This window comes from Nocardia sp. bgisy134 (assembly GCF_965341865.1).
Taxonomy (GTDB): domain Bacteria; phylum Actinomycetota; class Actinomycetes; order Mycobacteriales; family Mycobacteriaceae; genus Nocardia.
Genome location: NZ_CBDQZP010000015.1, coordinates 115,192 through 141,101 on the forward strand (window position 1 = coordinate 115,192; position 25,910 = coordinate 141,101).

Here is a 25,910-nt window from a genome sequence, read left to right on the forward strand (position 1 = left end):
GTGTGTTCGGCGGTTACGGCGCGTAGACCACTCGACCGACGGTCTTGCCGTCGGCGAGGCGTTGCACGCCCTCGGCGATGCCGTCCAACGTCAGCCGTTCGCTGACCAGTGGCCTGATCGCGCCCTCCGCGGCGAGCCGGGTCAGCGTGCGATGGCATTCGGCGACCGCGGCCGGTTCGTAGGCGTTGTACAGACCCCAGTGCAGGCCGACGACCGAATAGTTCTTGACCAGCGCGTGATTCAGTGCGGCCGTTTGGATTTCCCCGCCGGCGAAGCCAACGACCAGAATCCGGCCTTCGAAGGCGATGCATTTCGTCGATCGCGCGTAGACATCGCCGCCGACCGGGTCGTAGACGACGTCGGCGCCCCGATTGTTCGTCACCTTCTTGACGACCTCGACGAAATCCTCCGTCCGGCGATCGATCACCACATCGGCGCCGAGCTTCGCGGCATATGCCGCCTTCTCGGGACCGCCGACGACTCCGATCACCTTGGCGCCCGCGGCCTTTCCGAGCTGGATGGCGGCACTGCCGACGCCACCGGCCGCGGCGTGCACGAGCAGGGTCTCCCCGGCCTTCAGACCGGCGCGGCGATGCAATCCGAACCATCCGGTCTGGTATCCGATGTACAGCGCGGCCGCCTCGGCGTCGTCGAGCGCGGGCGGCGCGGGGAACGTCTGCGCGGCGTCCATCAGGGCGAATTCCGCGAATCCGCCGTGCGGCAGGGCGGTTCCGCCGATCACGCGATCGCCGAGCGCGATCCCGGCGACGTCGGACCCCACGGCCACCACCAAGCCGCACACCTCCACGCCCGGCGTGAACGGCAGCGGCGGGCGCACCTGGTACAGGCCGCGACACATCAGCACGTCAGGGAAGTTCGCCGCGGCGCCGGTGACGCGGACAAGGACCTGACGTGGACCGGGCTCGGGGCGCTCCACGGTGTCGAGCCGCAGCACCGTGCCCGGCTCGCCGAGTTCGTGGACGCGCCACGCCTTCATCGCCGTCACGTCAGACACCGCCGGTGAGGGTGACGCCGCCGTCGACGACGAGCAGCTGTCCGGTGAGCCACGCGGCGTCCTCGGAGAGCAGGAAGGCGACGACGCTGCCGATGTCCTCGGGCACGCCGAGCCGCTTGAGCGGGTAGGCCGCGGCGACCTCGTCCTCGCGGCCCTCGTACAGGGCGCTGGCGAACTTGGTCTTCACGACGGCCGGGGCGACGGCGTTGACCCGCAGGTTCGGGCCGAGTTCGACGGCGAGTTCCTGGGTGATGTGGGTCAGCATCGCCTTGCTGGAGCCGTAGAAACCGATGCCCGGCGCGGGCTTCAGCCCGGCGACCGAGGAGACGTTCACGATCGCGCCGCCGTGCTCCTTCATCCACGCCTGGTACGCCTGCTGGACCCACGAGAGCGCGGCCAGGCAGTTGACCTCGACGATCTTGCGGGCAGCCTCCAGCGGCAGCTCCACCATCGGGCCGAAGACCGGGTTGATTCCGGTGTTGTTGACGAGCAGGTCCGCGCTGCCGAAGGCTTCGATCGCCCGCTCGATGGTCTCGGCCTGGTGGGCGACGTCGTCGGAGCGCCCGGCGACGGCCAGCGCCCGATCCGGACCGCCCAGCGTCTCGACGGCCTCGTCGAGCGACTTCTCGTTGCGGGCGGTGATGACGACCTTCGCGCCCTCGTCGACCAGACGCTGGGCGATGCCGAGGCCGATGCCACGGCTGGCGCCGGTGACGATGGCGGTCTTTCCTTCGAACCTGTTCACGGGTCGGGTCGATCCTTTCGGTTGTTGCCTGCGGTCACGACAGTCGTTCGAGCACCATGGCCGTGCCCCCGGCCACCGCCGACGCACATCGTTTCCAGGCCGATCTGCTTGTCGTGGAATTGCAGTGAGGTGCCGAGCGTGCAGGAACTAACTAAGCGCTTACTTTCCTCCCGCCACCTTGCGGGACGGGTGCCGCCGCGTCAATACCGAGCACCCCGGAAATCGTCTGTGACTTGCCTCACGAAGAACTCGAAAGACCAGGTCATGCCATGGATACCGACACGATGTTGAACTCGAATTCAGATTTCGCTAGCGTCACGGCGACACGGCCGACCGCGCGGGCGCCGAGCATCACGCGGCCGAGCCGCACCCGCGGCGGCCACGAGAAGCCCCCGAGAGGAGTCCGCGGTGAGCGTCGTTCTGACCGAATTCGCCGACGGCATTGCCACCATCACGATCAACCGCCCCGAGGCGCGCAACGCGGTGAACCGCGCGGTCGCCCACGCGCTGGCGGACGCGATCGACGAATTCGAATCCCGGCCCGACCTCGCGGTCGGAATCCTCACCGGCGCCGGGGGCACGTTCAGCGCCGGAATGGACCTGAAGGCATTCGCCGACGGCGAGCATCCGGTCCTGCCCGAGCGCGGATTCGGCGGCCTCACCGAGCGACCGCCGACGAAACCGCTCATCGCCGCCGTGGAGGGCTGGGCCCTCGCGGGCGGCTTCGAGCTCGCGCTCGCGTGCGACCTCATCGTCGCCGCCACCGACGCGAAGTTCGGCCTGCCGGAAGTGAAACGCGGCCTGATCGCGGCGGGTGGCGGCGTCCTGCGGCTGCCGAAGACACTCCCCTACCAGCTGGCGATGGAGATCGCCCTGACCGGTGACACCCTCGGCGCGGTCCGCGCGCATCAGTTCGGTCTTGTCAACGCGATCACCGAACCCGGACAAGCCCTCCGGACGGCCGAGGCACTGGCCGCACGCATCGCCGAGAACGGACCCCTTGCCATTCGCGGAACGAAACAGGTTCTCTCCCAAGCCATTCGATACACCGATACGGACGCGTTCCACGCCCAGCTCGAGATCGTCCGCACCGTCAACACCTCGGCGGACGCGCTGGAAGGAGCACGCGCGTTCGCCGAGAAGCGCCCGCCCGTGTGGCGCGGCGCCTGATCCGCGCTCAGGCCGCCGCAGGCCCGATACGCACCGCGTTCACCCACAGTCGCGTGGCGGTGCGCACCAACTCGTCGATGCTTGCCTCTTCACCGAGGACGAACGCGTAGTACGCCATTCGCCCCACCATGCCCGACAGCGCTCGGGCCGCTTGGTGCGGATCGAGCTCGGGATCGGCCAGCCCGCGCTCCTGCAGCTCCGCGATCGAGCGAGCGTTGCGCTCCCAGAAGGCGCGACTGCGCCGCCGACGGGCCTCGCGGAACTTCGGATCGATGGAGGCCACCTGATCGAGGATGGCCATCAGCTTCGCGTTGCGTTTGTACGTCTCGAAGTAGGCCCGATTGCTCGCCTCGATGACCGCCGCGGGTGACGCCTCGTCCGGATCGAGCCGGGGCATGCCAGGGTGCAGCATCTCGCCCTGGGCGAGGTCGAGCACCGCTTGCAGGACCTCCTCCTTGCCCGCGAAATAGGTGTAGAAGGAGCCCGTCGAGCACTTCGCTTCCGCGGCGATATCGGACAACCTGGCCTCGAGATAGCCGTCGCGTTCGAATACCGTCCGAGCCGCGGCGACCAGCGCCGCGCGCGTTCGCGCACCCCGCGCCGTGATCGGCAGCTCGCGCAGGACCGATGTGTCGGCAAGCGATGGGATGCCCTCCGCCGCGATGTCACCCCGCGTCGTTTTCGGCATCACTACCCCTCGCTCTCGCCTCTCGATTCGCCCTGCATCCAGGTCGAACGCTAATCGAACATGAGTTCATCATCAAGTTTCCCCGCGCACGCGGCCCGAACCCCCGCTCGCACCGAGGTTCAGGCCACGTTCACCGTTCGACGACGCGATTCACTCCGCCGTCTGCAACAGCGCGGCCTGGTAGCGGCGCATGCCACCCAGCCACCTGTCGTAGTCCGCCCCTTTGCCGCGGTACATCTGGAGCACCTCGGGATGCGGCAAGATCAGGAAACGCTCCTCGTCGACGGCGTCCAGTACCACCGTCGCGACCGCCTCCGGGCTCAACACCGCCCCGGCGGTGGTGACCGCCCTGGTCGCCGCCGCACCGAGCACGTCTCCCGACTCGGCTCCCGCGCGCAGCAGCTTCGTCTCGACGCCCATCGGGCACAGGCAGCTCACCCGAATTCCGTTGTCGCCGTAGGTGACCGACAACCACTCGGCGAACCCGACGGCCGCGTGCTTGGTGACCGCGTACGAGGCCGAACCGATCTGGGTCAGCAATCCCGCCGCGGAGGCGGTGCTGACGAAGTATCCCTCGCCCCGTTCGAGCCAGCCGGGGACCAGCAGCCGGGCGGCCCGCACGTGGGCGTTGACATTCACATCGATCGCGGTGTCCCAGCCCGCGTCGTCGCCGAGACCGACCGGTCCGCTGACGCCCGCGTTCGCGAAGTACAGGTCGACCGGACCGAACTCGTCCTCCGCGCGCGCGATCAACCCGCTGATCTGCGCCGCGTCGGACACGTCCGCCCCGACAGCCACCGCCGAGCCGGGGGCGTCTTCCGGAATGGACCGAACGAGAGACTCGGCCGCGTCGGCGTCCAGATCGGCGACCACCACTCGCGCACCCTCGTGCACCAAGAGCCGCGCGATCGCGCCGCCGATCCCGCCGCCGCCTCCAGTGACAATCGCGGTTCTTCCAGCGACCTTCACGAACATCTCCTTCCGAGATTCCCCTGGCGCGAGCGATCCCCCGGTCGGCCACGCCGGGCCGAGCATCCAACAAACTTGAATCCTACGTCAATTTCAAGTTTGGACAAGGGGGGCCGCCGATTGGGAAAAGAGCAGGCACACGGCCCGGCTATCCCAGGGAAACAGGGTTCGGAGAGTGCGAATCAGTCCGATTCGAGCTGCAGAGCGTTCACCCACAGCTGTGTGAGGGTGGTGACGAGTTTCTCGAACGGGATGCGATGACCCTGGACGAAGACCGTATAGGCCATCCGGCTGACCATCACCGACAAAGCGTGCGCGGTGATCATGGGATCGAGGTCCGCGCTGGCCCGGCCGGATTCCTGCAGCTCGCTGATCATCTTCGCGTTGCGTGCCGCGAAAGCCTTCCCTCGTTCGATGCGCAGCCTGCGGAAGTCCTCGTTGATCAAGGAGACCTCTTCGAACACGGCCATCAGGCGCGCGTTGCGCTTGTAGGAGCGCAGGTACTCCCGGTTGGCCGCCTCGATGAGGTCGCGCGGGTCGGTGACGCCGGTGCGCTCGCGAACGTGCGGGTGCAGCATCTCTTCCTGCACCTGCTCGACGACCGCCGCGAAGATCTCTTCCTTGCTGTCGAAATAGGTGTAGAACGACCCCGAGGCCGTCCCGGCGGCTTTCGAGATCTCGGAGATCTTGGCGTCGAGGTACCCGTCGCGCTCGAATACCTCCCGTGCCGCGGTGATCAACGCGGTGCGCGTCCGTTCGCCGCGCTTGGTGCGCGGGACGCCTTTCCGAGGCTCGGCCTCGCTCACAACGGGCTCGGACACCAACGCTGGCCACTCACTGTCGGTCGATGGGACGGTTGACGTGTTCACCGTATCACCGCCCCGGCAGCGTCGGACGCACCTCCGTCCTGCGCGCGAAGTGCGCCCGTACCAGGGCTATTCGGCTTCTCGCCGGGACTGTTCGGCCGCACGGGCCGAGCCGAGCTCGGAAAAGCGATCTCGAACTTCGTCGCCGATCCGATACGTGGCCATGACCGCGACCGCGATCAGCGCGCCCGGTGCGAGCACCTGATTCGGGGCGCCGAGTATGTGCTGGTAGGCGTTGTTCAAATCGCCGCCCCAGCTCGGCGTCGGCGGCTGGATGCCGAGGCCGATGAACGACAACGCGGCTTCGATGGCGAAGGCGAGTCCGGAGAACAGCGTGGCCTGCACTATCACCGGTCCCGCCGCGTTGGGCAGGACGTGCCGCAGCAGCGTGACGTGCGTCGGACAGCCGGCCAGCTGCGCGCCGAGCACGTACTCCGAACGCCTGATCTGCGCCACTCCCCCTGCGGTAAGCCGTGCGATGACGGGAGCGAACACGACGCCGACCGAGCACATGGCCGTCACCAGATCCGGTCCCAGCACACCGGTGATGGCCACAGCCAGCACCAGCGCCGGGAACGCCAGGAATGCATCCGCCGCGCGCAGCAACAACATTCGCAACCAGGCCGGACCGTATCCGGCGCCGAGCCCCCATGGCAGCCCGACCGCGAGCCCGACGCCGACCGCGATGGCCACCGCGACGAAGGAGGACCGTCCGCCCCAGATCAACCTGCTCAGCACATCCCGGCCGTAGCTGTCCGTCCCGAGCAGATGCGCACCGCTCGGGCCTGCGAACCTGTTCGTCAGATCTTGGTCGGTCGGGCTGTACGGCGTCACCAGCGGCGCCAGCACCGCGAGCACGATCAGGATGCCGAGAATCGCGAGGGCGAGCCAGAACCCGGTGCGGGACCGCCGCCGGGCGTCACCGGTCGAGCGAGTTCCGCCGGCCAGTGTCACGGTGCTCATGCGTTCGCCTCCGCTCGGAGCCGGGGATCGAGGAATCCGGTGGCCGCGTCGACCACCACGTTGATGCCGAGCACGATCACGACGTAGGTCAGCACGATGCCTTGCAGCATCGGATAGTCGCGGGTGTCGATGGCGGTGACCAGTGCGCCGCTCATGCCGGGCAGCACGAAGATCTGCTCGAGCACAACGGTGGCGCCGAGCAAGCCGATCGCGAGCAGCCCGTACACCGTCACGACGGTCGTCGACACGTTACGTAGCGCGTAACGCCACACGATCGTGCGCTCACGCAGTCCCATGGCCCGCGCGGCGCGCACGTATTCGCTGGACAGCGCGTCGATCATCGCGGCACGCACCTGACGCACCACGATCGCGCTCGCGCCCGCCGCCAGTGCCGCCGCGGGGAGGACCAGGTGGCGCAGATTCGCCACCGGGTCCTTGCCGAAAGGTACATAACCCAAGGCGGGAAACAACCCGAGGCCGACGGCGAACACGTCGATCAAGACGATGGCCAGGAAGAATTCCGGTATCGCGAGCCCGATTCCGGACGCCGCGCGAACGACCCCGTCGGACCGGCGGCCTGCCCGATACGCGGTCCAGACACCGAGCGGCACCGCGACCACGGCCGACAGCGCCAACGCGAGCCCGACGAGTTCCGCGCTGACCGGCAAGCGGTGCAGCACCTGATCGGTGACGGGCGCGTTGTTGACCAGGGAGGTCCCGAGGTCGCCTCGGATCACCCCGCTCAACCACCGGAGGTACTGCTCGGGCAGCGGTTTGTCGAGACCGAGCCGCTGCTCGATGACCGCGGGATCGACATCGGTGCTGCTCACTCCGATCAGCGCCTCGGCGGGCCCGCCCGGCACGAGATGGATCAGGCCGAAGGTCATCACCGTCGTCAGAAACGCGGTGAGCAGGATCGACACCGATCGCCCGAGTATCGGCCCGACCGGCCGACGAGGACGGATCCGCTTCATGACACGGCCAGGTACGCGAGTTCGGGCGATCCGCTGAGCGAGGGAACCACTCCCTGCACGCGCTGCGTGTAGGCGATCACCGCGGGACCGTGGTAGAGCGGGATGAATTCGGCTTGTTCGACGATGATCCGGTTGATCTTCTTGACGACCTCGAGCTGTTCGCCGTCGGTGTAGGTGTTGTTGAGCTGTGCGATGAGCTGGTCGAGTTGCGGATTCGGCGCGGCGTTCTGCCGGTAGTAGGAGGTCGGACCCAGCAGGGCGCTGTAGTTGAGCGGCGCCGACGCCTGCGAAGGCCATCCGACACTGAAGACGTCCGCGCCGTTGTGCGCTACGAACTGCGAAATAGCCTGCGGACCGGGAACGTTGGTGAATTCGACGTCGATGCCGACCGCTTTCCACTGCTCCGCGACCAGCAGTGCGTTGGTGGAGAACGGCGGCGCGGCGGCGGCGATGCCTCGCACGTGCACGCCGTTCGGGTAGCCGGCCTCGGCGAGCAACCGCCGCGCCTTGTCCGGATCGTAGGGCCAGGCGTTGTCGCTGGCGGAATCATGGAAGGTCGCCCCCGGCGGGTAGACCGACCAGGCGGGAGTGCCCGCGTCGCTGTTCAGCGCGGCCGTGGCGATGGCCTTGCGGTCCAACGCGTACTCCATCGCCAACCGTACCTTCGGGTTGTCGACCGGGTGGTTCTTGGTGTTGATCACCACCGCGGTGAAGCCGAGTTGCCGATGCCGTTCCACAGTGATGCCCGGCAGGCGCTCGAGCGCGGGCGCCGCGGATTCGCCGATCCCGAAGGCGAAATCCGCTGTCCCTGAGGTCAAGGCGTTCGTCAGTGCCGTGTCGCTGGTGATGATCGCGATATCAATGCCCGCCGCTCGCGGTGCGGGGTCGCTCACCGGCTGGTATCCGGCGAACCTCGTGAAGGAGTATTCGCTGTTGGGCACCGCGCGCGCGAGCTGGTAGGGCCCGGCGCCGACCGGATGGTTACCGAATTCGTCACCGTACTGTCGCAGCGCGGCGGGCGAGACGACGAAACCCAGACGGGTGCTGAGGTAGCCGGGCAGCCCAGAAGTCGGGCTGCTCAACTTGATCGATACGGTGTCCGCGCCCTGGACGTCGATGCTCTTGATCGACGGAACGGACACCAGACCGGTGCCGAGACAATGCTGCATGCTGGCCTTCACCGCTTCCGCGTCCACGGGTGTGCCGTCGTGGAAAGTCAGGCCCGATCGGAGTTTCATCGTGAAGGTGAGTTTGTCGGCTCCGGCGAACTCCCACGAGGTGGCGATCCCCGGTTGCGGTGCGAGAGTTTGCGGGTCGGTATCGATGAGCGGGGCGTACAGCAGCTTGAGATAGGTCAGGTCGTACCCCGAATTGCCCCGGCAGGGGTCGAACGAACTGGGCGTCTGCCGCGTGGCGACCTTGATGGTCGCGTTCGGGTCCGGCGCGGACGCGGAGGGGTCGGCGCCGCAGGCGCCGAGCACGAGAGTGAGTGCGGCCGCCGCCCCGGCGGCGATCAGTTTCCGGTTCATCGCGATTCTTCTTTCCGGTCCGCGGCGGGACCAAGCGCGGATTGCCACGCCTCGATGGCTTGCTGGCGAAAATGGCATGCTGCCGAATGGTTTTCGGTGTCGTCGGTCAGTGCGGGGGTGGTCGCGGCGCAGCGATCGGTGGCCAGTTGGCACCGCGTACGGAATCGGCAGCCCGACGGTGGGTTACGCCGATCGGGAATCTCGCCGCGCAGCAGCAGCCCGCGCCTGTCCTTGCGCACACGAGTCGGATGGGGCACGGCCGCGAGTAGTGCCTGGGTGTAGGGATGCCGTGGCGATTCGAGCACGGACGCGGTCGGTCCCAGCTCCACCAGCTTGCCCATGTACATGACGCCGACTCGATCGGCGATGCGCGCCACCGAACCCAGGTCGTGTGAGATGAACACGTAGGTCAGCCCGTGCTCGTCGCGCAGTTCGGCCAGCAGCGCGAGCACTTCGGACTGCAGGGACACGTCCAACGACGCGACCGGTTCGTCGCACAGGATCAACTCCGCGCGCGACGCCACCGCCCGGGCGATGGTCACGCGCTGCCGTTGACCGCCGGACAGCTGCGCGGGCTTGCGGTCGGCCAGCTCGTCGCCGAGGCCGACCCGGCGCAGCAGCTCGACCGCGGCCGGGCGCGCCGATCGCGGTATCCGCAACCGGCGCGGCGCCATCGGCTCGGCGACACACTGCCAGACCGCCATCCGGGGGTCGAGCGCCGACCGCGGATCTTGAAAGATCACATGGGATGTCCCCGCGGTGCGGTCGTGCGCGCCCGGGACGCGGTCGATCGATCCCGCGGCCGGCGTGACGAGTCCGGCGAGAGCGTGGGCCAGGGAGGTCTTTCCCGAGCCGGATTCGCCGATGACGGCGAACGTTTCGCCGCGGTACAGAGAAAAGCTCACGGTGTCGACCGCGCGCAACCGGTCGGCGCCGCCGCCGTAGTCGACGACCAGATCGCGGACGTTCATCAGGATCTCGGTCATCAGGCCGCCAACCCGGCCAGTTCGAGGTCGCCGGCGCGCAGGCAGCGCGTCGCCGACCGAGCGTCGCCGATCAGATCCGGATGTGTCGTCCGGCAGGCATCGATGGCGTACTGGCACCGGGTTCGATAGAAGCACCCGTTCCCGTCGCGCGTGGACTCGTGTGCCGGCCGCACGACCGTCGGCGCGGTCTCGCGACTCGATGCCTGGAGCAACGCCTGTGCGTAAGGGTGGGCCGGACGACGCAGCAACTCGTCGCGGACGGCGATATCGACGACTTCTCCCGAGTACATGGTCACGACGCGATCGCAGAGCTCGGTGATCACGCCGATGTCGTGGCTGATCAGCAGCACGGCCAAGTCCTCGTCCACGGTGAGCCCCCGGAGCAGCTCGAGGATCTGCGCCTGGATGGTGACGTCGAGTGCGGTCGTCGGTTCATCGGCGATCAGTAGTTTCGGTCTGCACGCCAATGCCATCGCGATCATGACCCGCTGGCACATGCCACCCGACAGTTCGTGGGGATAGGAGCGAATCAGGCGCCCCGAGTCGGCCAAGCCGACCTTTTCGAGCAGCTCCGCGGTCCGTGCGCCGATCTGGGCCGATGTCATCTTCTCGTGCGCCCGAAGCACATTCGCGATCTGACGTCCGACCGTCATGACCGGATTGAGCGACGACCGCGGCTCCTGGAAGATCATGCTGACTTCGCGTCCGCGCAGGGCGCGCAACCTGTCGGGCGTCGCCGTCAGGAGATCCTCGCCGCAGAAGTCGATGCGGCCCGTCACCCGGGCATCGGGCGGGTGTAGCCCGAGGACGCCGAGTCCCGTCAGCGTCTTCCCGCTGCCGCTCTCCCCCACGAGCCCGACGACTTCGCCAACGGCCACTTCGAACCCGACGTCGCGAAGCAGGCCGCCCACCGCGGGCAACGACAGCGACAGTTCTTCCACCCTCAGCAAGGCGGCCATATTCTTCTCCCGATCTTCCTGTCGGCCAGGATGTTCCGGCGGCGATCGATGTGCCGATCGTCACCGGGTCCGCGGGGCGGGATCAGCCGAGAGGACGGTTCGGTGTGACGATCAACACATCCGCTGGGCGGACTCTAATTGAATCTGGCGTCAAGTTCAATAGCGGTTTCACCGAAGTTTGGCGGGCGCGACAACCCACGCTTCGCCGAATCGACACGATTGAAGTTGACGCCGGATTCATATATCGTGCGACCGTACGTGACCCCCGTCACACGCCTGTCCCTGTCCGGTCTCAACCTGTCTGGATGTGCCATGACCAATGTCGCCGACCGTTTCTGGCAGCACGCCTCCGAGCGCCCCGACGCCATCGCGCTGCGCATCGGGGACGAGCGCATCACCTATCTCGACCTCGCACATCGCAGCGCCGCCTTCGGTGGCCTTCTCACCGATTCCGGTGTGGCAGCGGGCGACCGCGTGCTGCTCGTCGCGCCGACCGTCCCGGAGTTCGTCGTCGCCTACCTCGGGGCCCATCTCGTGGGGGCCGTCGCCATTCCGGTGAACACCATGGCCACCGCGCCCGAAATCGGCTATGTGCTGGACGATTCCGGCGCCCGCCTCGCCATCGCCTGGCACGCGGCGCAGGCCGCAGCGCGGCAGGCGGCGGCCGAGCGCGACATTCCGCTGCTCGTGCTCGAACCCGGCGCGTACACCGAGCCGACGCGGGTGGTCGCCGAACCGGTCCGGCGCAACCCCGACGACACCGCGATCCTGCTGTACACCTCGGGCACCACGGGCAAGCCGAAAGGCGTCGAGCTCACCGTCTCGAATCTGATCGAGACCGCGCGGATCTTCATCGGCCAGCTGCAGCTCACACCGGAGGAACGGTTCGGCACCGGATTGCCGCTGTTCCACGTATACGGCCAAGCGGTGTGCCTGATCACGGCGCTGCACGCGGGATGCTCGTTCTCGATGGTGTCACCGTTCCAGCCGCAGGCGATGATCGAGATGATCAGAGACCACCGCCTCACCGTGGTCTCCGGCGTGCCGACGATGTGGAACGCCATGCTGCACACCGCCGGTGACTACGGCCCGGACGACTTCGCCAGCCTGCGACTGGCCGCCTCCGGCGGGGCGTCGCTTCCCGCCGAGGTCATCCGCGCCTTCTCGGATCGGTTCGGCTGCACCATTCTGGAGGGTTACGGACTCACCGAATCCAGTGGCGCCGCGACCTACAACGCGCTGGATCGTGAGCGGCGGGTCGGATCGGTGGGGGTCGCGTTGCCGGGGACCTCGATCGAAGTTCGCGATCCGGAGGGCGACGTCCTGCCCGCGGACGCCGTCGGCGAGCTCTTCCTCCGCGGACCCAGCGTCATGAAGGGGTATTGGAACCGCCCCGATGCCACCGCCGCCGAACTGTCCGGAGGATGGCTGAAGACCGGCGACCTGGGACGCGTCGATGCCGACGGTTACGTCTATATCGTCGACCGCGCCAAGGACCTCATCATTCGCGGTGGATACAACGTCTATCCGCGGGAAGTCGAAGAGGTGCTCTACGAGCATCCGGACATCGTGGAAGTGGCGGTCATCGGCATTCCGGACGACCACTACGGCGAGGAGGTGGGTGCTGTCGTGGCCGCCGCGCCCGGGGCGCGTCTCGATCCGCAAGAGCTGCGGGCCTGGGCGAAGGAACGCCTGTCCGCCTACAAGGTCCCGCACCGCTTCGCCTTCGTCGACCAGCTGCCCAAGGGCGCCACCGGCAAGATCCTCAAACGCGCGCTCGACCCCACCGTGTTCACCGCCGCGACGGACAAGGTCGCCGGATGACACAAGTACCCACCGTGACCGGAACGATCGACTCGAGCGAGCTCGGCCGCGTGCTCGTCCACGAGCACGTCTTCGTGCTCGGCACGGAGTTCCAGCAGAACTACGGCGACTGGGACGAGGACGCGCGCATCGACGACGCCGTCCGCCAGTTGGAGGAGCTCCATTCGCTCGGCATCGACACCATCCTCGACCCGACGGTGCTCGGGCTCGGCCGCTACATTCCGCGCATCCAGCGGATCGCGGCCCGGACGCGATTGCAGATCGTCGTCGCCACGGGCGTGTACACGTACAACGACGTACCCTTCCAATTCCATTACAGCGGACCGGGTTTGACATTCGACCAACCGGAGCCGATGGTCGACCTGTTCGTCCGGGATCTGACGGAAGGCATCGCGGACACCGGCGTCCGCGCCGGATTCCTCAAGTGCGCCATCGAAGAACCCGGTCTGACTCCCGGCGTGGAACGGGTGATGCGCGCGGTAGGGCAGGCCGCGGTGCGCACCGGGGCTCCCGTGACCGTGCATACCAACCCGCACACCCGATCCGGTCTCGTTGCGCAACAGGTGCTCGCCGAGGAGGGCGTGGATCTGAGCCGCGTGGTGATCGGGCACTCCGGTGACTCCACCGATCTCGAGTACCTGTCCGAATTGGCCGACGCCGGTTCGTTGCTCGGCATGGACCGCTTCGGCGTCGATGTCCTGCTCCCCTTCGAGGACCGGGTGAACACGATCGCGGCGCTGGTGCGCCGCGGCTACCGCGACAAGATCGCCATCGCGCACGACGCGGCCTGCTTCATCGACTGGTTCCCGCACGAGGCCAAGACCCAGATGGCACCCAAGTGGAACTACCGCCACATCAGCGAGGACGTCATCCCCGCGCTGCTGGCGAAGGGACTCACCGACGACGACATCGACGCGATCCTGGTCCGCAATCCGCGTCGCTACTTCGAGAAATGAGTCCTCGGGTACCGGATGCCTGCGTCAGCGGAACCGGTCGGCGCGAAACGGTGTGAGCACCGGCGGACAGGCGCCGTCGAGGATGTAGCCGGTCAGCGCTTCGGCGGCGGGCGAGGCCAGGGTCATGCCGAGCATGGACAGTCCCGTGAGGAGGTAGGTGTCGGGGTGGCCGGGCAGGCGGTCGATGATCGGCAGCCCGTCGGGTGTCAACGGTCGCCGCCCGCTCCAAAGGCGCTGCCGATCGGTCCAATCGATGCCGTCGAGCATGACCGCCGCGTTGCGCGCGATCGGCGCCAGACGCTCGGCGCTCAGCCGCGCCGAAGCGCCGAAGTCCATGCCCGATGCGATGCGCAGGCGGCCACCGATCGGCGAACACGCGATGTGCGCGTCGAGCAGCAGGATGGACCGCCGCACCGCGGTGGCGACGGGAACATCGAAGCTGTAGCCGCGCCCGCCGATCAGCGGGAATCGCTTGCCGATCAGCGCGGTGCTCGCACCGGTCGCGACGATCACCACATCGGCGTAGCGGCGGCCGTCGCGCATCTCGACTCCGGCCCGTGGGCCGGGCTCGGCCAACCCGGCGACGAGGCTGTCTTCCTCGATGCGCACTCCCTGTGTTCGCAGGTAGGCGGCCAGCGCGGTGAGGAAGGCGCCCGGGTCGATCTGCACGTGATCGCGCAGTTCCACGCCGGAGCGCACCTGCGCCGACAGCGCGGGTTCCAGCGCGCGCAGCGCGTGGGCGTCCAATACGGTCCGGGATATCGCGAATCCGGCGGTGCGGAACGGTTCGAGGGTGTGGGTGAACGCCTCGACGGTGCGGATATCGCGCGCCACGGCCAGCAAACCGGCGTCGCTGCGGGTGAATTCGACGCCGTCGGCGGCGAGCTGATCCAGCAGCGGGAAACAGCGGGTGCCGAGCTCGGCCAACGCCAGGGTGCCGTCACGGTAGCGGCGGGCGGTGGAGTGCCGCGCGAAAGACACCAGCCATGGCATGAGGCGCGGGTAGTCCCGCAACGCGACATGAGTGGCCGAATCGGCAGAGCGTATGTGCCGCAACCCATCCCGCAGCAGTCCTGGTTCGGGCAGCGGTCCGGTCTGGACGGGGTCGACCCAACCGGCGTTGCCGTGTGAAGCACCGGCGCCGACGTGCTCGGCTTCCACGACGGTGACGTCGACGCCGCGCCGCGCCAGGTGATAGGCGGCGCTGAGCCCGGCGATCCCGGCGCCAACGACCAGTGCGGTGCGCGGCGTGTTCACGCGCGCTCCGGTTCCCCGGCGGCGCGCCCGCCACGCGATCGGTGGCCGTCCGGCGAGAGGTCGAGAGGCAAGGGCTTTCCTTCCAATAGACCGGACAGCAGGGTGCGATCAGCGGTACAGCGGTCGGCTTCCAGCATCATCGCACCGGCGCGGACCGGACCTGGTCGAACATGCCGGGCAGATCGCGATCGCCGAAGCCCGCATCCATCGCCGGCCGAACGTTGCGATGGTGATTTCTCGAGCCGAACGCCCGGTCAGTCTCGGGACAGGATGAAGAAGTACGGCTCCGGGCGGTCGCGGAAGTCCATGAGGCCCAGTACGGTGTCGTCGTCGACGCGCCGGAAGACGTCGATGATCGGGAGATGGTCGTAGATCATTGCCGCCGTCACGACGCCTCGATGCTCGATTTCACGCAAGCGCGCCCGGTACTTCCTGGTGCGCACCGCGGGCTTCACGGCGCCGAGCAGCCTCCGGCCTCGGCCGACGACCGAAGCGGACACCCGGTGGGCGACGCCGAGCGGCACCAGCTTCGGGTCGACGGCGAAGATCTCGCCGGAAGCATCGACGAACAGGAGCGGGTGGACGCGCTCGACGCCGTCGAATTGCTTGCCGTACCACCCCGACGCTTCCAGGAGGCCGTCCATGCGGTGGCCCGTCGCCAGTTCCCTGCCGTGCCATCGGCCGGTGAGGTCGGTGGCACGCACCGGGGGAAGTCCGTCGAACAGCGCCAATGCCGCCTCTCGGGTGCACGCGGGTTCGAAGGCGGCGAGTTGGTCGGTGGTTGTCATGTGCTCTCACGCTAGAAGGCCGGACGTGTCCATGCCATGAGGTCGACGGCCAGAACTTGACTTTTCCGGCCACGCTCTCGACAGTTGGCAGATGACCACCCGGCTCAACATGCCGCGCTCGATCGCCAGCGCGGCGATTCTGGTCGAACTCGCCATGGAGCACGGCATGCCCGTCGAGCAGTGCCTGGACGGCACGGGCATCGCCCCGGCCGCGCTGCCCGATCCGGAATCGGAAATCCTTGCGCGCCAAGAGCTTCGACTGGTTCACAACCTGGTCACCGCGATCGGGCACGTTCCCGCGCTCGGTTTGGAGGCGGGCCGCCGCTACCCCCTGTTCGTCCACGGCATCTGGGCCTTCGCGGTGATCAGCAGCCCCACGGTGCGGCATGCCTGGCGGATCGGCGTCGACCACATCGATATCGGCTATTCCTTCGCCCGCTGGCGCTTCGAGGTGCACGCTGGCGACGGGGTCGCCACCATCGACGACTCCGCCGTCCCCGCCGGGGTGCGCACATTCCTGCTCGAACGCGACATCGCCGAGATGGCCGCGATCGCCAAGGAGGTGTTCGGCGGTACCGTGACGCCCACCCGCGTCGAGCTGGCCTGTCCCCCACCGCCGTACGCCGACCAGTTCGGCGCACTGCTCGGCATGGAGCCGGAATTCGACGCTCCGGTGACGAAGGTCGTCATGGCCCAGGATCTACTCGATCTGCCCCTCCCTCAGGCGAACCCGTACACCGCCGCCTTCGCCGAGCGGCAAGCCGCCGAGATCATGCAGCAGCGCCGCAAGCGGCAGGGACTCGCGGCCCAGGTCCGGGAGGCCTTGCTCACCCTCGGTGTCGCCTCGGGCCTGGACGAGGTCGCCGCCGAACTGCGCATGAGCACCCGCACGCTGCGGCGCCGACTCACCGACGAAGGCACCTCCTACCGTGAACTCGTCGCCGAGACCCGCCAGATGCTGGCCGAGGAGCTGTTGTCCATCGGCGCCACCGTCGAAGACGTCGCCGGCCGCCTCGGCTACTCCGACGCCTCCAGCTTCACCCACGCCTTCACCCGTTGGACGGGCGTCACACCCGGTCGCTTCGCCCGCGCAGCCCGCTGACGCCCTGACGATTACGCTGCGTCCCGTGGTGTTGCCCGCCGCCCATACGTCAGCGGCCCAATTGATTCTCGATGACGGGGGTTCGGGCGGTAGCTCCCGCCGCGATCATCACGGCGGGAGCGTAACGGCTGACCACGCAGGTCAACGCGCTCAACGGGCGCGGCTGTTTTCGATGATCATGGACAGCAACCAGCGTCCGGGCCGGAGAACGCTCACGCGAGGGCCTTCTCCGGCAAGCCCCAGCAGGGGTAGTCGCGGGCGGCGTCGACGAGGCCGACGCTTTGCGGTGTGCGGCAGACGACGTGTGGTTTGTGTCGGTAGTCCACGACCAGATGTAGATTCGCCGCTTTTTCGCCCGTGAATGTCTGATGGCATTGGGAGCAGTGGCACACGTTGTGCGCGCTCAAGGGCCACCAGCACTCGCACCCTCGGCATTTCACCGTCTCCGCCGATTTCGTCTTCATGATCACTCACCCACTCGCGCTGCCGCGCCGCGGTCCGCCATCACCTTGGCCGTACCCGCGTCGTGCTGCGTCACACCCTTCGTCTTCGATCGCCGAGCGGGGTCTCCGGCAGCGCTGTCGACCACGGGAGTCGATCCTGTCCTGACGTCGTCATTCCATGCCCGGCTCGGCGACCCCGACGGTAGCGTACGCGTCGAACTCGGTGTTCGCCGGATTGTGTTGCCCGGTCCCCGATCTGATGGGCCGACCTGCGAACCGATGCGTCCGACAGCGATTCGCCGCGTCAGCGAATATCGGACGGATGCTCGCACGTGACAGAACTGCGCCCATCGGCGCCGGGGAGTTGTGCAGATTCCGTTGTGCGCGGCCTTCGCCACGTTCGTGCTCTACGCGCAGGTTCGCCTTGGATTGGGAGACACCGGATTCGGGACCGTCCTCTCCGCCCACGCCGGGTCCATGGTCAGCGCGACGTCGGCGGCTCCTTGTCGCCCGCTACGGGTTCGGCGGTGCGAGTGGAACTGCCGCATCGCCGAATCGACCTGGGCCGCTCATCGGTTCAACGCGAGCAGCTCACGGCTCTCGGGAGTGCCGTCGAGGGCACGCGTGACGCGACGCAGGATCTTCCATCCGTCGGCGGTGCGGGTCAGCTCGAATCGGTTGGCTCCGGCGCGGGCGACGACGAAGCGGCCGTCGCGGTGCACGACCAGTAGCGACTCGCACACCGCCGTGGCGCGGTCGCCCTCGATGACGGTCGCCACCGGGCCGAGGAAATGGGTGCAGCCCCGCTCGACGAGTCCGCGGTGTTCGGCGGAGCAGACCATCGCGTGCACCTCGTCGCGGCCGTTCATGGACCAGCTTTCGACGTCGTAGGTTCCGTCTTCGGTCCACAACTCCGCCGCCGCGTCGGCGTCGGCGGCGTCGACCGCGGGACCGTAGCGGGCGACGAGTTTGCCGATCGCCAGTTCGTCTTCGACTCGTCGGAGGCGTCGCTCCCATTCCGCCGGGACAGTGGGCACGGGTGTCATCAGTGGTCGATCCTTTCGGTGAGGGCGCGCAACGCTTCCAGTTGCTCGCAGTAGTTCGCGGCGGACGTCGCCTGGACGGTGCAGGTCACGGCGGTCGCTCCGGCGTCGCGAAGGCGCTGGAGCGTCCGCCCGGCAGCGCGGGGATCGCTCAGCGGGTCGAGCGGGCGGCCGGTGCCGAGCACGACGTCGAATCCCGCGGGTAACTCGACGCGACCGAGCATGGTCTCGATGCGCTCGGAGCTCAGGCCGAACGGCATCCAGCCGTCGCCCAGTTCGACCGCGCGGCGCAACGACCGCGGCGTCCGGCCGCCGACCCAGAGCGGTACGTGATCCCTTGTCGCCGACGGCGACACGACCATGCCCGACACCTCGGGACGGCCCCAGACCGAACGCAATTCGCGCATCCGCGCGTCGGTGACCGCGCCTCGGTCCTCCCACGGCGCTCCCAGGAGTTCGAACTCTTCACGCAACGAACCGACACCCACGCCGAGCACGACGCGCCCGCCGCTGAGCCGGTCGAGGGTGCCGTACCGCTTCGCGATCTCCAGCGGGCGGTGATACGGCAGGACGAGGACCGAGGTGACCAGGCGGATCCTGCGTGAGCGTGCGGCCAGAAACGACAACGTGGCCAACGGATCCCAGTAGGTGCCGCCGCGCGTCGCCGCGGCGTCGATCGGCACGGCCACGTGCTCGGAGCAGGTGATGTAGTCGAAACCGAGCTCGTCCGCGCAGGACGCCACCCGACCGAGTTCGTCCGGACCCGCCACGGCCTCCCAGGCCGCGGCCGTTCCCGGGACCGCGGTGACCACTGGAGCCGACAAGCCGATGCGCATGGCAGCAGTTATACGCTACAGTCCACTCCGATTACTAGAATGAATTCTAATTGTGGAGGTCATTCCGTGGACGACTCGCTCGCTCGATACGGGCCGTGGGCCCTGATCGCCGGGGGTTCCGAGGGTGTCGGCGCCTCGTTCGCGCACCACCTCGCCGCCGCGGGCATCAACCTCGTTCTCGTCGCCCGGCGCGCCGATCCGCTGCGCGAGACGGCCGAGGCCTGCCGGGCTTCGGGTGTCGAAGTTCGGACACTCGCCGTCGACCTCGCGGACCGTGGTGCGGCCGCACTCGTCGCGGGCGCGGTCGACGACCTCGACATCGGCTTGCTCGTGTACAACGCGGGCGCCAACACCCACAGCGCGCGGTTCCTCGACGGCGACCTGGCCGCATTCGACCGGGTCATCGACCTGAACGTGACCACCCCGCTCGGGCTGGTGCACCGCTTGACGCCCGGCATGGTGGCGCGGGGGCGTGGCGGAGTGATCCTGGTCGGCTCGATGGCAGGCTATCTCGGCTCGAGTCAGCACACCGTGTACGGCGGCGTCAAAGCATTCGGCCGCATCTTCGCCGAGGGCTTGTGGCTGGAACTTCGCGAGCACGGCGTCGACGTCCTCGAGCTCGTCCTCGGCGTCACCCGCACACCGGCGATGCGGCGAGCCGGGCTGAATTTCGACGTGCCCGGACTGCCGGTCGCCGAGCCCGATCAGGTCGCCGTCGAGGGCTTGCGGGCGCTGCCGCACGGACCGGTGCACATCGTCAGCGGCAACGAGCGCCTGGTCACCGCGCGCAACGACGCCGACCGCGCGCGGGCCGTGCTCGGCGCTCACCGGGCCATGCAACGGCTCATCGGCGCCACGGCCGACGATGGATCATGATCGTCCGGTGCCCCGTACCCACGACATGCGCAAGCTCGCCGAGCCACGCACCCCGAGCCAGCGTGAGCGGTGCCACCGAATGCTGCGCGCCGCAGCCGAACTCGGCGCCCGCCACGGGCTGGAGCAGGTCCAGATCAGCGATATCGCCGCCCGCGCAGGCGTCGCCGTAGGGACGCTGTACCGCTACTTCCCCTCCAAGCACCACCTCTACGCCGCGCTACTCGCCGACCGAGTCGAGCGAATGCCGATCCCCGGGAGCTCGGCCACCACCGCGACCACCGCCGTGGCCGAGGCCATGGGAACCGCCGTGCGGCGCATGCTCACCAGCGTCCCGCTGGCCCGCGCCATGATCGTCTCGATCAACGTGGTGCGCAACGAATACGGGCTCAACCCGCCGTTCGCGATCGACCAGCGCATCCTCGACATCGCCGCCCTGCAACGCGCCACGGCCGAGGACCGGCGGCTGGCCCGACTCGTCGAACAGGCCGTCTACGGAGTTCTCACCTGGGCCACCGCCGGGGAGATCACCCCGGAGCAGGCCGTCGACGACGTCCAACGCGCCTGCGAACTCCTGCTCGCGCCGTGGCAACGGCGGGCCCGCACAATCGACGGCGTCGGAGGCGGTGACCAGTAGCTCAGCGTGACAGTCGGCGGCGGGCCGGACGACGCCGCGCGTCACGGACGGTCGCGAACGGCTTTCAGCAGACCGTAGAGGGCGAAGAGAGGTTTCAGCGGCATCCAGTCGCCGAACCGGTACTCCGCTCCCCTGACCAGGCGGGACGCCAGGTGGGGCGACTGCTGCGCGAGATAGTGCCGAGCCTTCGCGGCATGGGACGGCAACGAGACGATCTTGATCCGATCGACGTCGTTCAGGTACGGAATCGCGAAAGCGACATTCTCCCAAGTGGTCCGGCTCAGATCCTCCAGGACGAGCTCACCGCGGTACCCACGGGTCCGCGTGGCGTACTCGGCCATCAGCGACGCCTCGGTGCGTGGCCCCGCGCACGCGCCCCCGCACAGCACGAGCCGACTCTCGACCGCCGCCGGGTCGATGGATCGCAGGCCCGCACGAACGCGCCACCGGTTCATGGCGTTGGCGCGCGCGCCCGGGTTGCGATACCCGAGGACCACGACGGCTTCGGAGGTGCCGGGCACGGACCCGACGAGCCTGCGGGAAGCACGCCAGTTCGCCCACTCGCCCCACAGCATCAGCAGCGCGAGACCGGCGGTGGTCGTCAGCCAGGTCCGTTTCCCCACGACTTCCAGCCAAGCACACGCGTCAAGAGAGATCAGCGCTCTCGCTCAGGATGCGCCAACCAGCGCCATCCGCGCCCGCGTGGTTCAGGTTGCGAATTCCCAGTTCAGAGCCTTGTGCGTCCGGAATGACGCGCTGACCGCGTCTCGGAAGGCCACCGAGGTGGCTGGAGCACCGTGCTGGAACCTGAGCCAAGGGCCGACCGGACCGCCGGCCCCCGCCCGACCGCACACCCTTCGGGACTCGCCGGTTACGAAGCGGCCTTCTCGTACGCCGCAACGAGATCGGACGGCACCCGTCCGCGACTGGGCACCGCGAGACCGTTCGCCCGCGCCCACTGACGAACCACGCCCGCCTCGGGTCCGCGCGTATTCGTCGGCACGATGGTGGCGCTGCGCCGACGTCCCACTTTGCCGACTTGACGACCGAACGGAATCCACTCGCCGAACACTTCCCGCAAGCGAGCCGCGTTCTCCTCGGACAAGTCGATCTCGTAGCCGACTCCATCGACAGCGAACGTCACCGTTTCCACCGCGGGTGAACGTCCGTCGAAATCATCGATCACTGTGACAACCACTCTGCGTGCCATCGACATCCACTCCCAACTCATCGAATCGACCGACCGACCCCTGCAGAACCGGAGAGCGACGCGATCCAGACAGCTCGAAACCATCTCTGTTCTGGGACTCTCCGTCCAGACGCAGGATGGTACGCGCGTTCGGTCCGAACGCGGAATCGATGTCCGCTCCGGAACTTCCGAGGTCCTCTGCCGGACACAGCAGTCGGCACACTCCGTTCGACGCGGGGGCGAGCGACGTTCCCGGAAACAGGCGGCGCCGCAGGCGATCTACGCGATGAAGCCGGTCATCTCCCGCGCCGCGGCGAGCAACGGTCCTCGTAGTGCGCGGACTCGGTCGGGAGGGAGCCGGTCGTTCACGGCGGAGATGGTGACCGCCATGTAGGGCTGGCGCGTCCGGGACGGTACCGGCGCCGCCATCCCCGTCACTCCGGGTAGCACGGTGTCGGTGTCGAAGCACCACCCGTGTTCCCGGACGCCGGCGATCTGCCTCCGCACCGAGGAGAGGCGCGCGGAGAAGTTCGACACGTCGAATCCCAGTCTCTCGCGGCGGGGTTCGTTGGCGCGCAACTGCGCTTCGACCTCGTCGGGGGCGTGCCAGGCCAGCAGCGCGATCCCGGCATAGGTGACGCCGAGCGGCACCGTCTCGCCCACTTCGACGACTCGGGCGCGAATCGGGTACGAACCTTCGGCGCGAATCAGGTAGTGCAGTCCACCCAGCTGGCGAATGGCGATGTAGACCGTGTCGCCGGTGCTGTCGGCTAGTCGCTGCGCGCATCGTTCGATGCCGCCGTAGTCGCCGATGGGCGACGGGGCGCTCAGCCCGAGCGCGTAGAGGGCGGGGCCCAGGCTGTATTTCTTCGCACGCTGCTCGACGTATCCGATCTCGATCAGTTCCTGCAGAAGCCTGTGCACGGTGGGTCGCGACAGGCCGGTCGCCTGGGTCACGTCGATCAAACGGGCTCCCCACGATCCGTGGAGTGCGACCGCCTCCAGGATCGTCGCGACCCGGTTCAGCACGCTCGTCCGCGACGTGTCGCCGCCGGACTCCTCCGATTCCTCGCTCTGCACCACGCTATGACCTTAGCAAAAGTCCATTCAACGGACTATTTTCACAAATATGCCCTATGCCATAAACCAGTGGTTGACAGATTGGTCAATTCCGTTTGATGATGTCTTCGGCGCGAATACGGGCCGCCGTCACCGGTCTGACCGCGCACAAACTGGACTTCAGAAAGTCCATTCAATGAACTTTTCGCCCAATACCGAGGAGGAACGCCGGTGGGCACACCCGTATCCGACGGCTCGTACGACGACCGCGCCACCCGCACGATCAAGGTGTTCATCGCGCTGAGCTTCTTCGGAGAATTCAACTTCCTCCTCCTCGGCCTGATCCTGTTTCCCGATCACGGCACGCTGGTGTGGCGGGTGGTCTGGACGCTCGGCCTGTGCGGCATCGGCATGGGGGCGGCGGTCGGCGGACTCACCTACCTCGTCACCGCCGGGCGACGCCCCGGCAGTCCCGCGGGGTTCGCGCTCACCGCGGCATGCGGCGCGCTGGCATTGAGCGTGTGTCAGACCCTGTGCTGGTCGCTGGATCACAATGTCGGACTGAACTATTGGGGATCGATCGACATGCCCGAACTGTTCCTGGTGAAGGGCTACGCCTCGGCGCTGGCGGGTGGATTGCTCGGCGGCTACCTGCTCAATTCCCGGCGCGGCGCGCGGCTGCTCGACTTCGCGAGAGTCTGAGTCCGCGATGACGGGCGCCGCCACCGGCGATTTCCGAATCACGGTCTCCGCGGCCGTCATTGCCGCCGCACTGACGCTGATCGCTTGGCACGGTGCGCTTCTGGGAATGGCCCAGGGCGCCGCGGTGAAAGCGTTGGCGGCGGTGTGGTTCATGCTCGGGTGGGGTTTCGCACCCGGAGCGCTCACCGCGGTGATCGCGAGATCGGCGCTCGGACGCCTCCCCCGGGTGTGGGCCATTTCGGCGATCACCGCCGTGAGCCTGCTGCTCACGACCGGCGTGTGCTACGTCGTCTACGCCTACCTCACCGATCCCGCGTTCATGGACGCCGCCATGGGCGCACCGGCGAACAACGGGTCGGGCGCGGACCACGCGGCTCACCACTCGGGTCCCGTGGCCACGTCCTATCCCCCTCCTCGGTTCGAGGTCGTGTCGACCCCGACCTTGTGCGCCGTCGCTCTGTCTCTCGCGGGGCTCTTCACCTCGGGGCAACGTCAGACCCCGGTCCCCTAGACCGAAATCTCCAGTTCGAAAGGAAGCTGTCCATGCCGCTGCTGCACGCCAATGGCGTATCGCTGGCCTATATCGATACCGGAACTCCACCGGGCCTGCCCGATGCCCCGACGATCCTGTTCGGTCACGGATTGTTGTTCGGGGGCTGGATGTTTCGGCCGCAGATCGATGTCCTGCGGCACCGATACCGGTGCGTCACCGTGGATTGGCGCGGCCAAGGCGAAACCCCCGCCACGGCGGGCGGGTACGACATGGACACGCTCTGCGACGATGTCGAAGCGTTGATTCGGGAACTGGATCTCGCGCCGGTGCACTTCGTCGGTCTGTCGATGGGCGGGTTCGTCGGTCTGCGGCTCGCCGCACGCCGGGGTGAGCTCTTGCGATCGCTGACGGTTCTGGACACCACCGCGGACGGTGAGCCGCGTGATGTCGCACGGAAGTACACGCTGTTCGCGTGGATCTACCAGCTCCTCGGCGCCGCACCGTTGAAGCAGCAGGTGCTGCCGACCTTGTTCGGTCCGGATTTCCTCAACTCCCGGCGCAGCGAACCCGTTGTCTACGAATGGAATGCCCGCCTGTCCTGTTCCGGCAGAACCGGAATAAGGAAAGCCATTCTGGCGGTCGCCGACCACGCCCCGATGGGGGACGAACTCGCCGAGATCGTGGCGCCGACCCTGGTGATCGTCGGCGCCGACGACACCGCCACCCCCCGCCTCGACGCCGAGCGCCTCGTCGCTCGGATCGATGGATCCGCTTTGCAGGTCGTTCCCGCCGCCGGGCACACCAGCAACCTCGAGCAACCGCACATCGTCACCGCGTGCTTGGCGTCGTTCCTCCACTCGGTCGACAACGCACCCGGCGACAGCCCGGAAGCCACCAGCTCACTCGACGGAATCGGTCATGGAATTCACTGAGATCACGATCGGGGACCGCAAGGTTCCCGTCGTCAAGAACGGCTATTACGACCGCTACCGGATGAATCCGGATCTCGACGAGATCCAGCGAGATCCGGCCGTCGGAGACATCACCTTCTTCCGTCGGATACCGAAGCGAATCGCGGATTCGGCGCTGGGTCCGATGTGGACGCCGAATTTCTACTACCGCACGAGTTCGGCGCAATTGCTTTTCACGGCGCCGCTGTCGCGGCTGCGAGCTCACCTTCCGGCACCGCTCGAACCCGTCCGCATCCTGCCGGGCGTCGGACTGATCGCGCTGGCGCTCTATCGCTACGAAGTCTGTGACAACGACCCGTACAACGAAGTGGGAGTCGCCGCGGTCGTGCACGATCCGCGCCGCCGGGCCGGGGCCCTCGGCGTGATCGGCGATGCCCGGCGCCGGGTCAACCATGCCCACGTGCTCGCGCTGCCCGTGAACACCGAGATCGCGCGCCTGCGCGGGGTCGACGGCTACAACCTGCCCAAGTGGCGAACCGACATCGACGTGAACGTCGCCGGCGAGGTGTACGCGCGAGTCGCCGGGCCCGGGGGCCGGACCGATATCGAGGTCCGCGCGAAGCTCCCCGCCATCCGAGATCTTCGTCCGGAATCCCGTGTCTCGACCACGAAACTCGTCCACACCCTGAACGGAACGTGGTACGAGACGACCACCCAGGCCAACCCTCTCACGATCGGCACGCGGATCCTTCCCTCGAACGTTCGGCTCCACCGCGGCACAGGACCGCTCAGCGACCTGCTCACCGGGCTCGGCCTCAGCAGACCGCTGCGATTGGAAGTCACCACCGAAGCGCAACTCGTGCTGCATCTTCCGCGTCCGCTCGCACTGTGACACACACCGCCGCACCCGCACCGCGACCCGGTACTGCCACG

At 67.9% G+C, this 25,910-nt stretch carries 28 protein-coding genes; 10 read left to right on the top strand and 18 right to left on the bottom strand.

Annotated features, from left to right (window positions below; genetic code table 11):
• Positions 1 to 13 precede the first annotated feature (13 nt).
• Entirely contained in the window at positions 14 to 997 is a 984-nt protein-coding gene (locus ACRWNM_RS25090) for an NADPH:quinone oxidoreductase family protein (RefSeq protein WP_431970631.1), read from the bottom strand.
• 10 nt (positions 998 to 1,007) lie between these two features.
• Positions 1,008 to 1,760, bottom strand: coding sequence for an SDR family oxidoreductase (locus tag ACRWNM_RS25095; protein ID WP_431970537.1), 753 nt, complete (start codon positions 1,758 to 1,760; stop codon positions 1,008 to 1,010).
• Between the two features lie 408 nt (positions 1,761 to 2,168).
• On the opposite strand from ACRWNM_RS25095, the gene ACRWNM_RS25100 reads away from it, so the two are divergent.
• Positions 2,169 to 2,930, top strand: a complete 762-nt coding sequence (locus ACRWNM_RS25100; RefSeq protein ID WP_431970538.1) for a crotonase/enoyl-CoA hydratase family protein — start codon at positions 2,169 to 2,171, stop codon at positions 2,928 to 2,930.
• Positions 2,931 to 2,937: 7 nt separating this feature from the next.
• On the opposite strand, the gene ACRWNM_RS25105 is transcribed toward ACRWNM_RS25100, so the two are convergent.
• The 8 genes from ACRWNM_RS25105 to ACRWNM_RS25140 all read right to left on the bottom strand — a co-directional run bounded on the left by ACRWNM_RS25105 (position 2,938) and on the right by ACRWNM_RS25140 (position 10,864).
• Positions 2,938 to 3,618, bottom strand: coding sequence for a TetR/AcrR family transcriptional regulator (locus ACRWNM_RS25105; protein ID WP_431970539.1), 681 nt, complete (start codon positions 3,616 to 3,618; stop codon positions 2,938 to 2,940).
• 150 nt (positions 3,619 to 3,768) lie between these two features.
• Positions 3,769 to 4,587, bottom strand: a complete 819-nt coding sequence (locus ACRWNM_RS25110; RefSeq protein ID WP_431970540.1) for an SDR family oxidoreductase — start codon at positions 4,585 to 4,587, stop codon at positions 3,769 to 3,771.
• A gap of 182 nt (positions 4,588 to 4,769) precedes the next feature.
• Positions 4,770 to 5,408, bottom strand: coding sequence for a TetR/AcrR family transcriptional regulator (locus tag ACRWNM_RS25115; RefSeq protein ID WP_431970541.1), 639 nt, complete (start codon positions 5,406 to 5,408; stop codon positions 4,770 to 4,772).
• 114 nt (positions 5,409 to 5,522) lie between these two features.
• The gene (locus ACRWNM_RS25120; protein ID WP_431970542.1) at positions 5,523 to 6,416 is read right to left on the bottom strand and encodes an ABC transporter permease; all 894 of its coding nucleotides are present in this window, start codon (positions 6,414 to 6,416) and stop codon (positions 5,523 to 5,525) included.
• Positions 6,413 to 7,339, bottom strand: coding sequence for an ABC transporter permease (locus tag ACRWNM_RS25125; protein ID WP_431970543.1), 927 nt, complete (start codon positions 7,337 to 7,339; stop codon positions 6,413 to 6,415). Before ACRWNM_RS25125 ends, ACRWNM_RS25120 begins: the two co-directional genes overlap by 4 nt.
• 47 nt (positions 7,340 to 7,386) lie before the next feature.
• Positions 7,387 to 8,919 carry an ABC transporter substrate-binding protein gene (locus ACRWNM_RS25130; RefSeq protein ID WP_431970544.1) on the bottom strand — a complete coding sequence of 511 codons (1,533 nt, stop codon included), beginning with the start codon at positions 8,917 to 8,919 and terminating at the stop codon, positions 7,387 to 7,389.
• Complete coding sequence (locus ACRWNM_RS25135; protein ID WP_431970545.1) at positions 8,916 to 9,905, bottom strand: oligopeptide/dipeptide ABC transporter ATP-binding protein; 990 nt, start codon at positions 9,903 to 9,905, stop codon at positions 8,916 to 8,918. The genes ACRWNM_RS25130 and ACRWNM_RS25135 overlap by 4 nt, the downstream gene beginning before the upstream one ends.
• The gene (locus ACRWNM_RS25140; RefSeq protein WP_431970546.1) at positions 9,905 to 10,864 is read right to left on the bottom strand and encodes an ABC transporter ATP-binding protein; all 960 of its coding nucleotides are present in this window, start codon (positions 10,862 to 10,864) and stop codon (positions 9,905 to 9,907) included. The genes ACRWNM_RS25135 and ACRWNM_RS25140 overlap by 1 nt, the downstream gene beginning before the upstream one ends.
• A gap of 312 nt (positions 10,865 to 11,176) precedes the next feature.
• Here ACRWNM_RS25140 and ACRWNM_RS25145 point away from each other — a divergent pair, with 312 nt between their 5' ends.
• Together ACRWNM_RS25145 and ACRWNM_RS25150 are read left to right on the top strand one after the other, a co-directional pair.
• Positions 11,177 to 12,688 (top strand): AMP-binding protein, encoded by a 1,512-nt coding sequence (locus ACRWNM_RS25145; protein ID WP_431970547.1) that lies wholly within the window; start codon positions 11,177 to 11,179, stop codon positions 12,686 to 12,688.
• Positions 12,685 to 13,644: a phosphotriesterase family protein gene (locus tag ACRWNM_RS25150; protein WP_431970548.1), complete on the top strand. Its 960-nt coding sequence runs from the start codon at positions 12,685 to 12,687 to the stop codon at positions 13,642 to 13,644. The genes ACRWNM_RS25145 and ACRWNM_RS25150 overlap by 4 nt, the downstream gene beginning before the upstream one ends.
• Before the next feature lie 24 nt (positions 13,645 to 13,668).
• Here the strand turns inward: ACRWNM_RS25150 and ACRWNM_RS25155 are convergent, their stop codons facing one another.
• Positions 13,669 to 14,901, bottom strand: a complete 1,233-nt coding sequence (locus tag ACRWNM_RS25155) for an NAD(P)/FAD-dependent oxidoreductase (RefSeq protein ID WP_431970549.1) — start codon at positions 14,899 to 14,901, stop codon at positions 13,669 to 13,671.
• Between the two features lie 254 nt (positions 14,902 to 15,155).
• Complete coding sequence (locus tag ACRWNM_RS25160) at positions 15,156 to 15,689, bottom strand: DUF4334 domain-containing protein (RefSeq protein ID WP_431970550.1); 534 nt, start codon at positions 15,687 to 15,689, stop codon at positions 15,156 to 15,158.
• A gap of 91 nt (positions 15,690 to 15,780) precedes the next feature.
• Between ACRWNM_RS25160 and ACRWNM_RS25165 the strand changes: the two genes are divergently transcribed.
• Complete coding sequence (locus tag ACRWNM_RS25165; protein ID WP_431970551.1) at positions 15,781 to 16,791, top strand: AraC family transcriptional regulator; 1,011 nt, start codon at positions 15,781 to 15,783, stop codon at positions 16,789 to 16,791.
• Positions 16,792 to 17,003: 212 nt separating this feature from the next.
• Here ACRWNM_RS25165 and ACRWNM_RS25170 read toward each other — a convergent pair whose 3' ends face one another.
• The 3 genes from ACRWNM_RS25170 to ACRWNM_RS25180 all read right to left on the bottom strand — a co-directional run bounded on the left by ACRWNM_RS25170 (position 17,004) and on the right by ACRWNM_RS25180 (position 19,113).
• Entirely contained in the window at positions 17,004 to 17,255 is a 252-nt protein-coding gene (locus ACRWNM_RS25170; protein WP_431970552.1) for a hypothetical protein, read from the bottom strand.
• Between the two features lie 548 nt (positions 17,256 to 17,803).
• Complete coding sequence (locus ACRWNM_RS25175; RefSeq protein WP_431970553.1) at positions 17,804 to 18,280, bottom strand: nuclear transport factor 2 family protein; 477 nt, start codon at positions 18,278 to 18,280, stop codon at positions 17,804 to 17,806.
• A complete protein-coding gene (locus ACRWNM_RS25180) occupies positions 18,280 to 19,113 on the bottom strand; it encodes a TIGR03619 family F420-dependent LLM class oxidoreductase (protein ID WP_431970554.1) in 834 nt (277 codons plus the stop codon). The genes ACRWNM_RS25175 and ACRWNM_RS25180 overlap by 1 nt, the downstream gene beginning before the upstream one ends.
• Positions 19,114 to 19,179: 66 nt before the next feature.
• On the opposite strand from ACRWNM_RS25180, the gene ACRWNM_RS25185 reads away from it, so the two are divergent.
• Together ACRWNM_RS25185 and ACRWNM_RS25190 are read left to right on the top strand one after the other, a co-directional pair.
• On the top strand, positions 19,180 to 19,989 hold the full coding sequence (locus tag ACRWNM_RS25185; RefSeq protein WP_431970555.1) for an SDR family NAD(P)-dependent oxidoreductase: 810 nt from the start codon (positions 19,180 to 19,182) through the stop codon (positions 19,987 to 19,989).
• A gap of 7 nt (positions 19,990 to 19,996) precedes the next feature.
• Entirely contained in the window at positions 19,997 to 20,623 is a 627-nt protein-coding gene (locus ACRWNM_RS25190) for a TetR family transcriptional regulator (RefSeq protein WP_431970556.1), read from the top strand.
• A gap of 41 nt (positions 20,624 to 20,664) precedes the next feature.
• Here the strand turns inward: ACRWNM_RS25190 and ACRWNM_RS25195 are convergent, their stop codons facing one another.
• The 3 genes from ACRWNM_RS25195 to ACRWNM_RS25205 all read right to left on the bottom strand — a co-directional run bounded on the left by ACRWNM_RS25195 (position 20,665) and on the right by ACRWNM_RS25205 (position 22,895).
• Positions 20,665 to 21,246, bottom strand: a complete 582-nt coding sequence (locus tag ACRWNM_RS25195) for a YdcF family protein (protein ID WP_431970557.1) — start codon at positions 21,244 to 21,246, stop codon at positions 20,665 to 20,667.
• Between the two features lie 248 nt (positions 21,247 to 21,494).
• Positions 21,495 to 21,833 (bottom strand): histone-like nucleoid-structuring protein Lsr2, encoded by a 339-nt coding sequence (locus ACRWNM_RS25200; protein WP_431970558.1) that lies wholly within the window; start codon positions 21,831 to 21,833, stop codon positions 21,495 to 21,497.
• Between the two features lie 258 nt (positions 21,834 to 22,091).
• On the bottom strand, positions 22,092 to 22,895 hold the full coding sequence (locus tag ACRWNM_RS25205) for an IclR family transcriptional regulator (protein ID WP_431970559.1): 804 nt from the start codon (positions 22,893 to 22,895) through the stop codon (positions 22,092 to 22,094).
• A 207-nt stretch (positions 22,896 to 23,102) separates the two neighbouring features.
• Here ACRWNM_RS25205 and ACRWNM_RS25210 point away from each other — a divergent pair, with 207 nt between their 5' ends.
• Genes ACRWNM_RS25210 through ACRWNM_RS25225 form a run of 4 tightly spaced genes read left to right on the top strand, consistent with a single transcriptional unit; the run spans position 23,103 to position 25,869 of the window.
• Positions 23,103 to 23,573: a hypothetical protein gene (locus ACRWNM_RS25210; RefSeq protein WP_431970560.1), complete on the top strand. Its 471-nt coding sequence runs from the start codon at positions 23,103 to 23,105 to the stop codon at positions 23,571 to 23,573.
• A 7-nt stretch (positions 23,574 to 23,580) separates the two neighbouring features.
• Positions 23,581 to 24,084: a hypothetical protein gene (locus tag ACRWNM_RS25215; RefSeq protein WP_431970561.1), complete on the top strand. Its 504-nt coding sequence runs from the start codon at positions 23,581 to 23,583 to the stop codon at positions 24,082 to 24,084.
• Positions 24,085 to 24,116: 32 nt separating this feature from the next.
• On the top strand, positions 24,117 to 24,998 hold the full coding sequence (locus ACRWNM_RS25220; RefSeq protein ID WP_431970562.1) for an alpha/beta fold hydrolase: 882 nt from the start codon (positions 24,117 to 24,119) through the stop codon (positions 24,996 to 24,998).
• On the top strand, positions 24,985 to 25,869 hold the full coding sequence (locus ACRWNM_RS25225; protein WP_431970563.1) for an acetoacetate decarboxylase: 885 nt from the start codon (positions 24,985 to 24,987) through the stop codon (positions 25,867 to 25,869). Before ACRWNM_RS25220 ends, ACRWNM_RS25225 begins: the two co-directional genes overlap by 14 nt.
• The last annotated feature ends 41 nt before the right edge of the window (positions 25,870 to 25,910 follow it).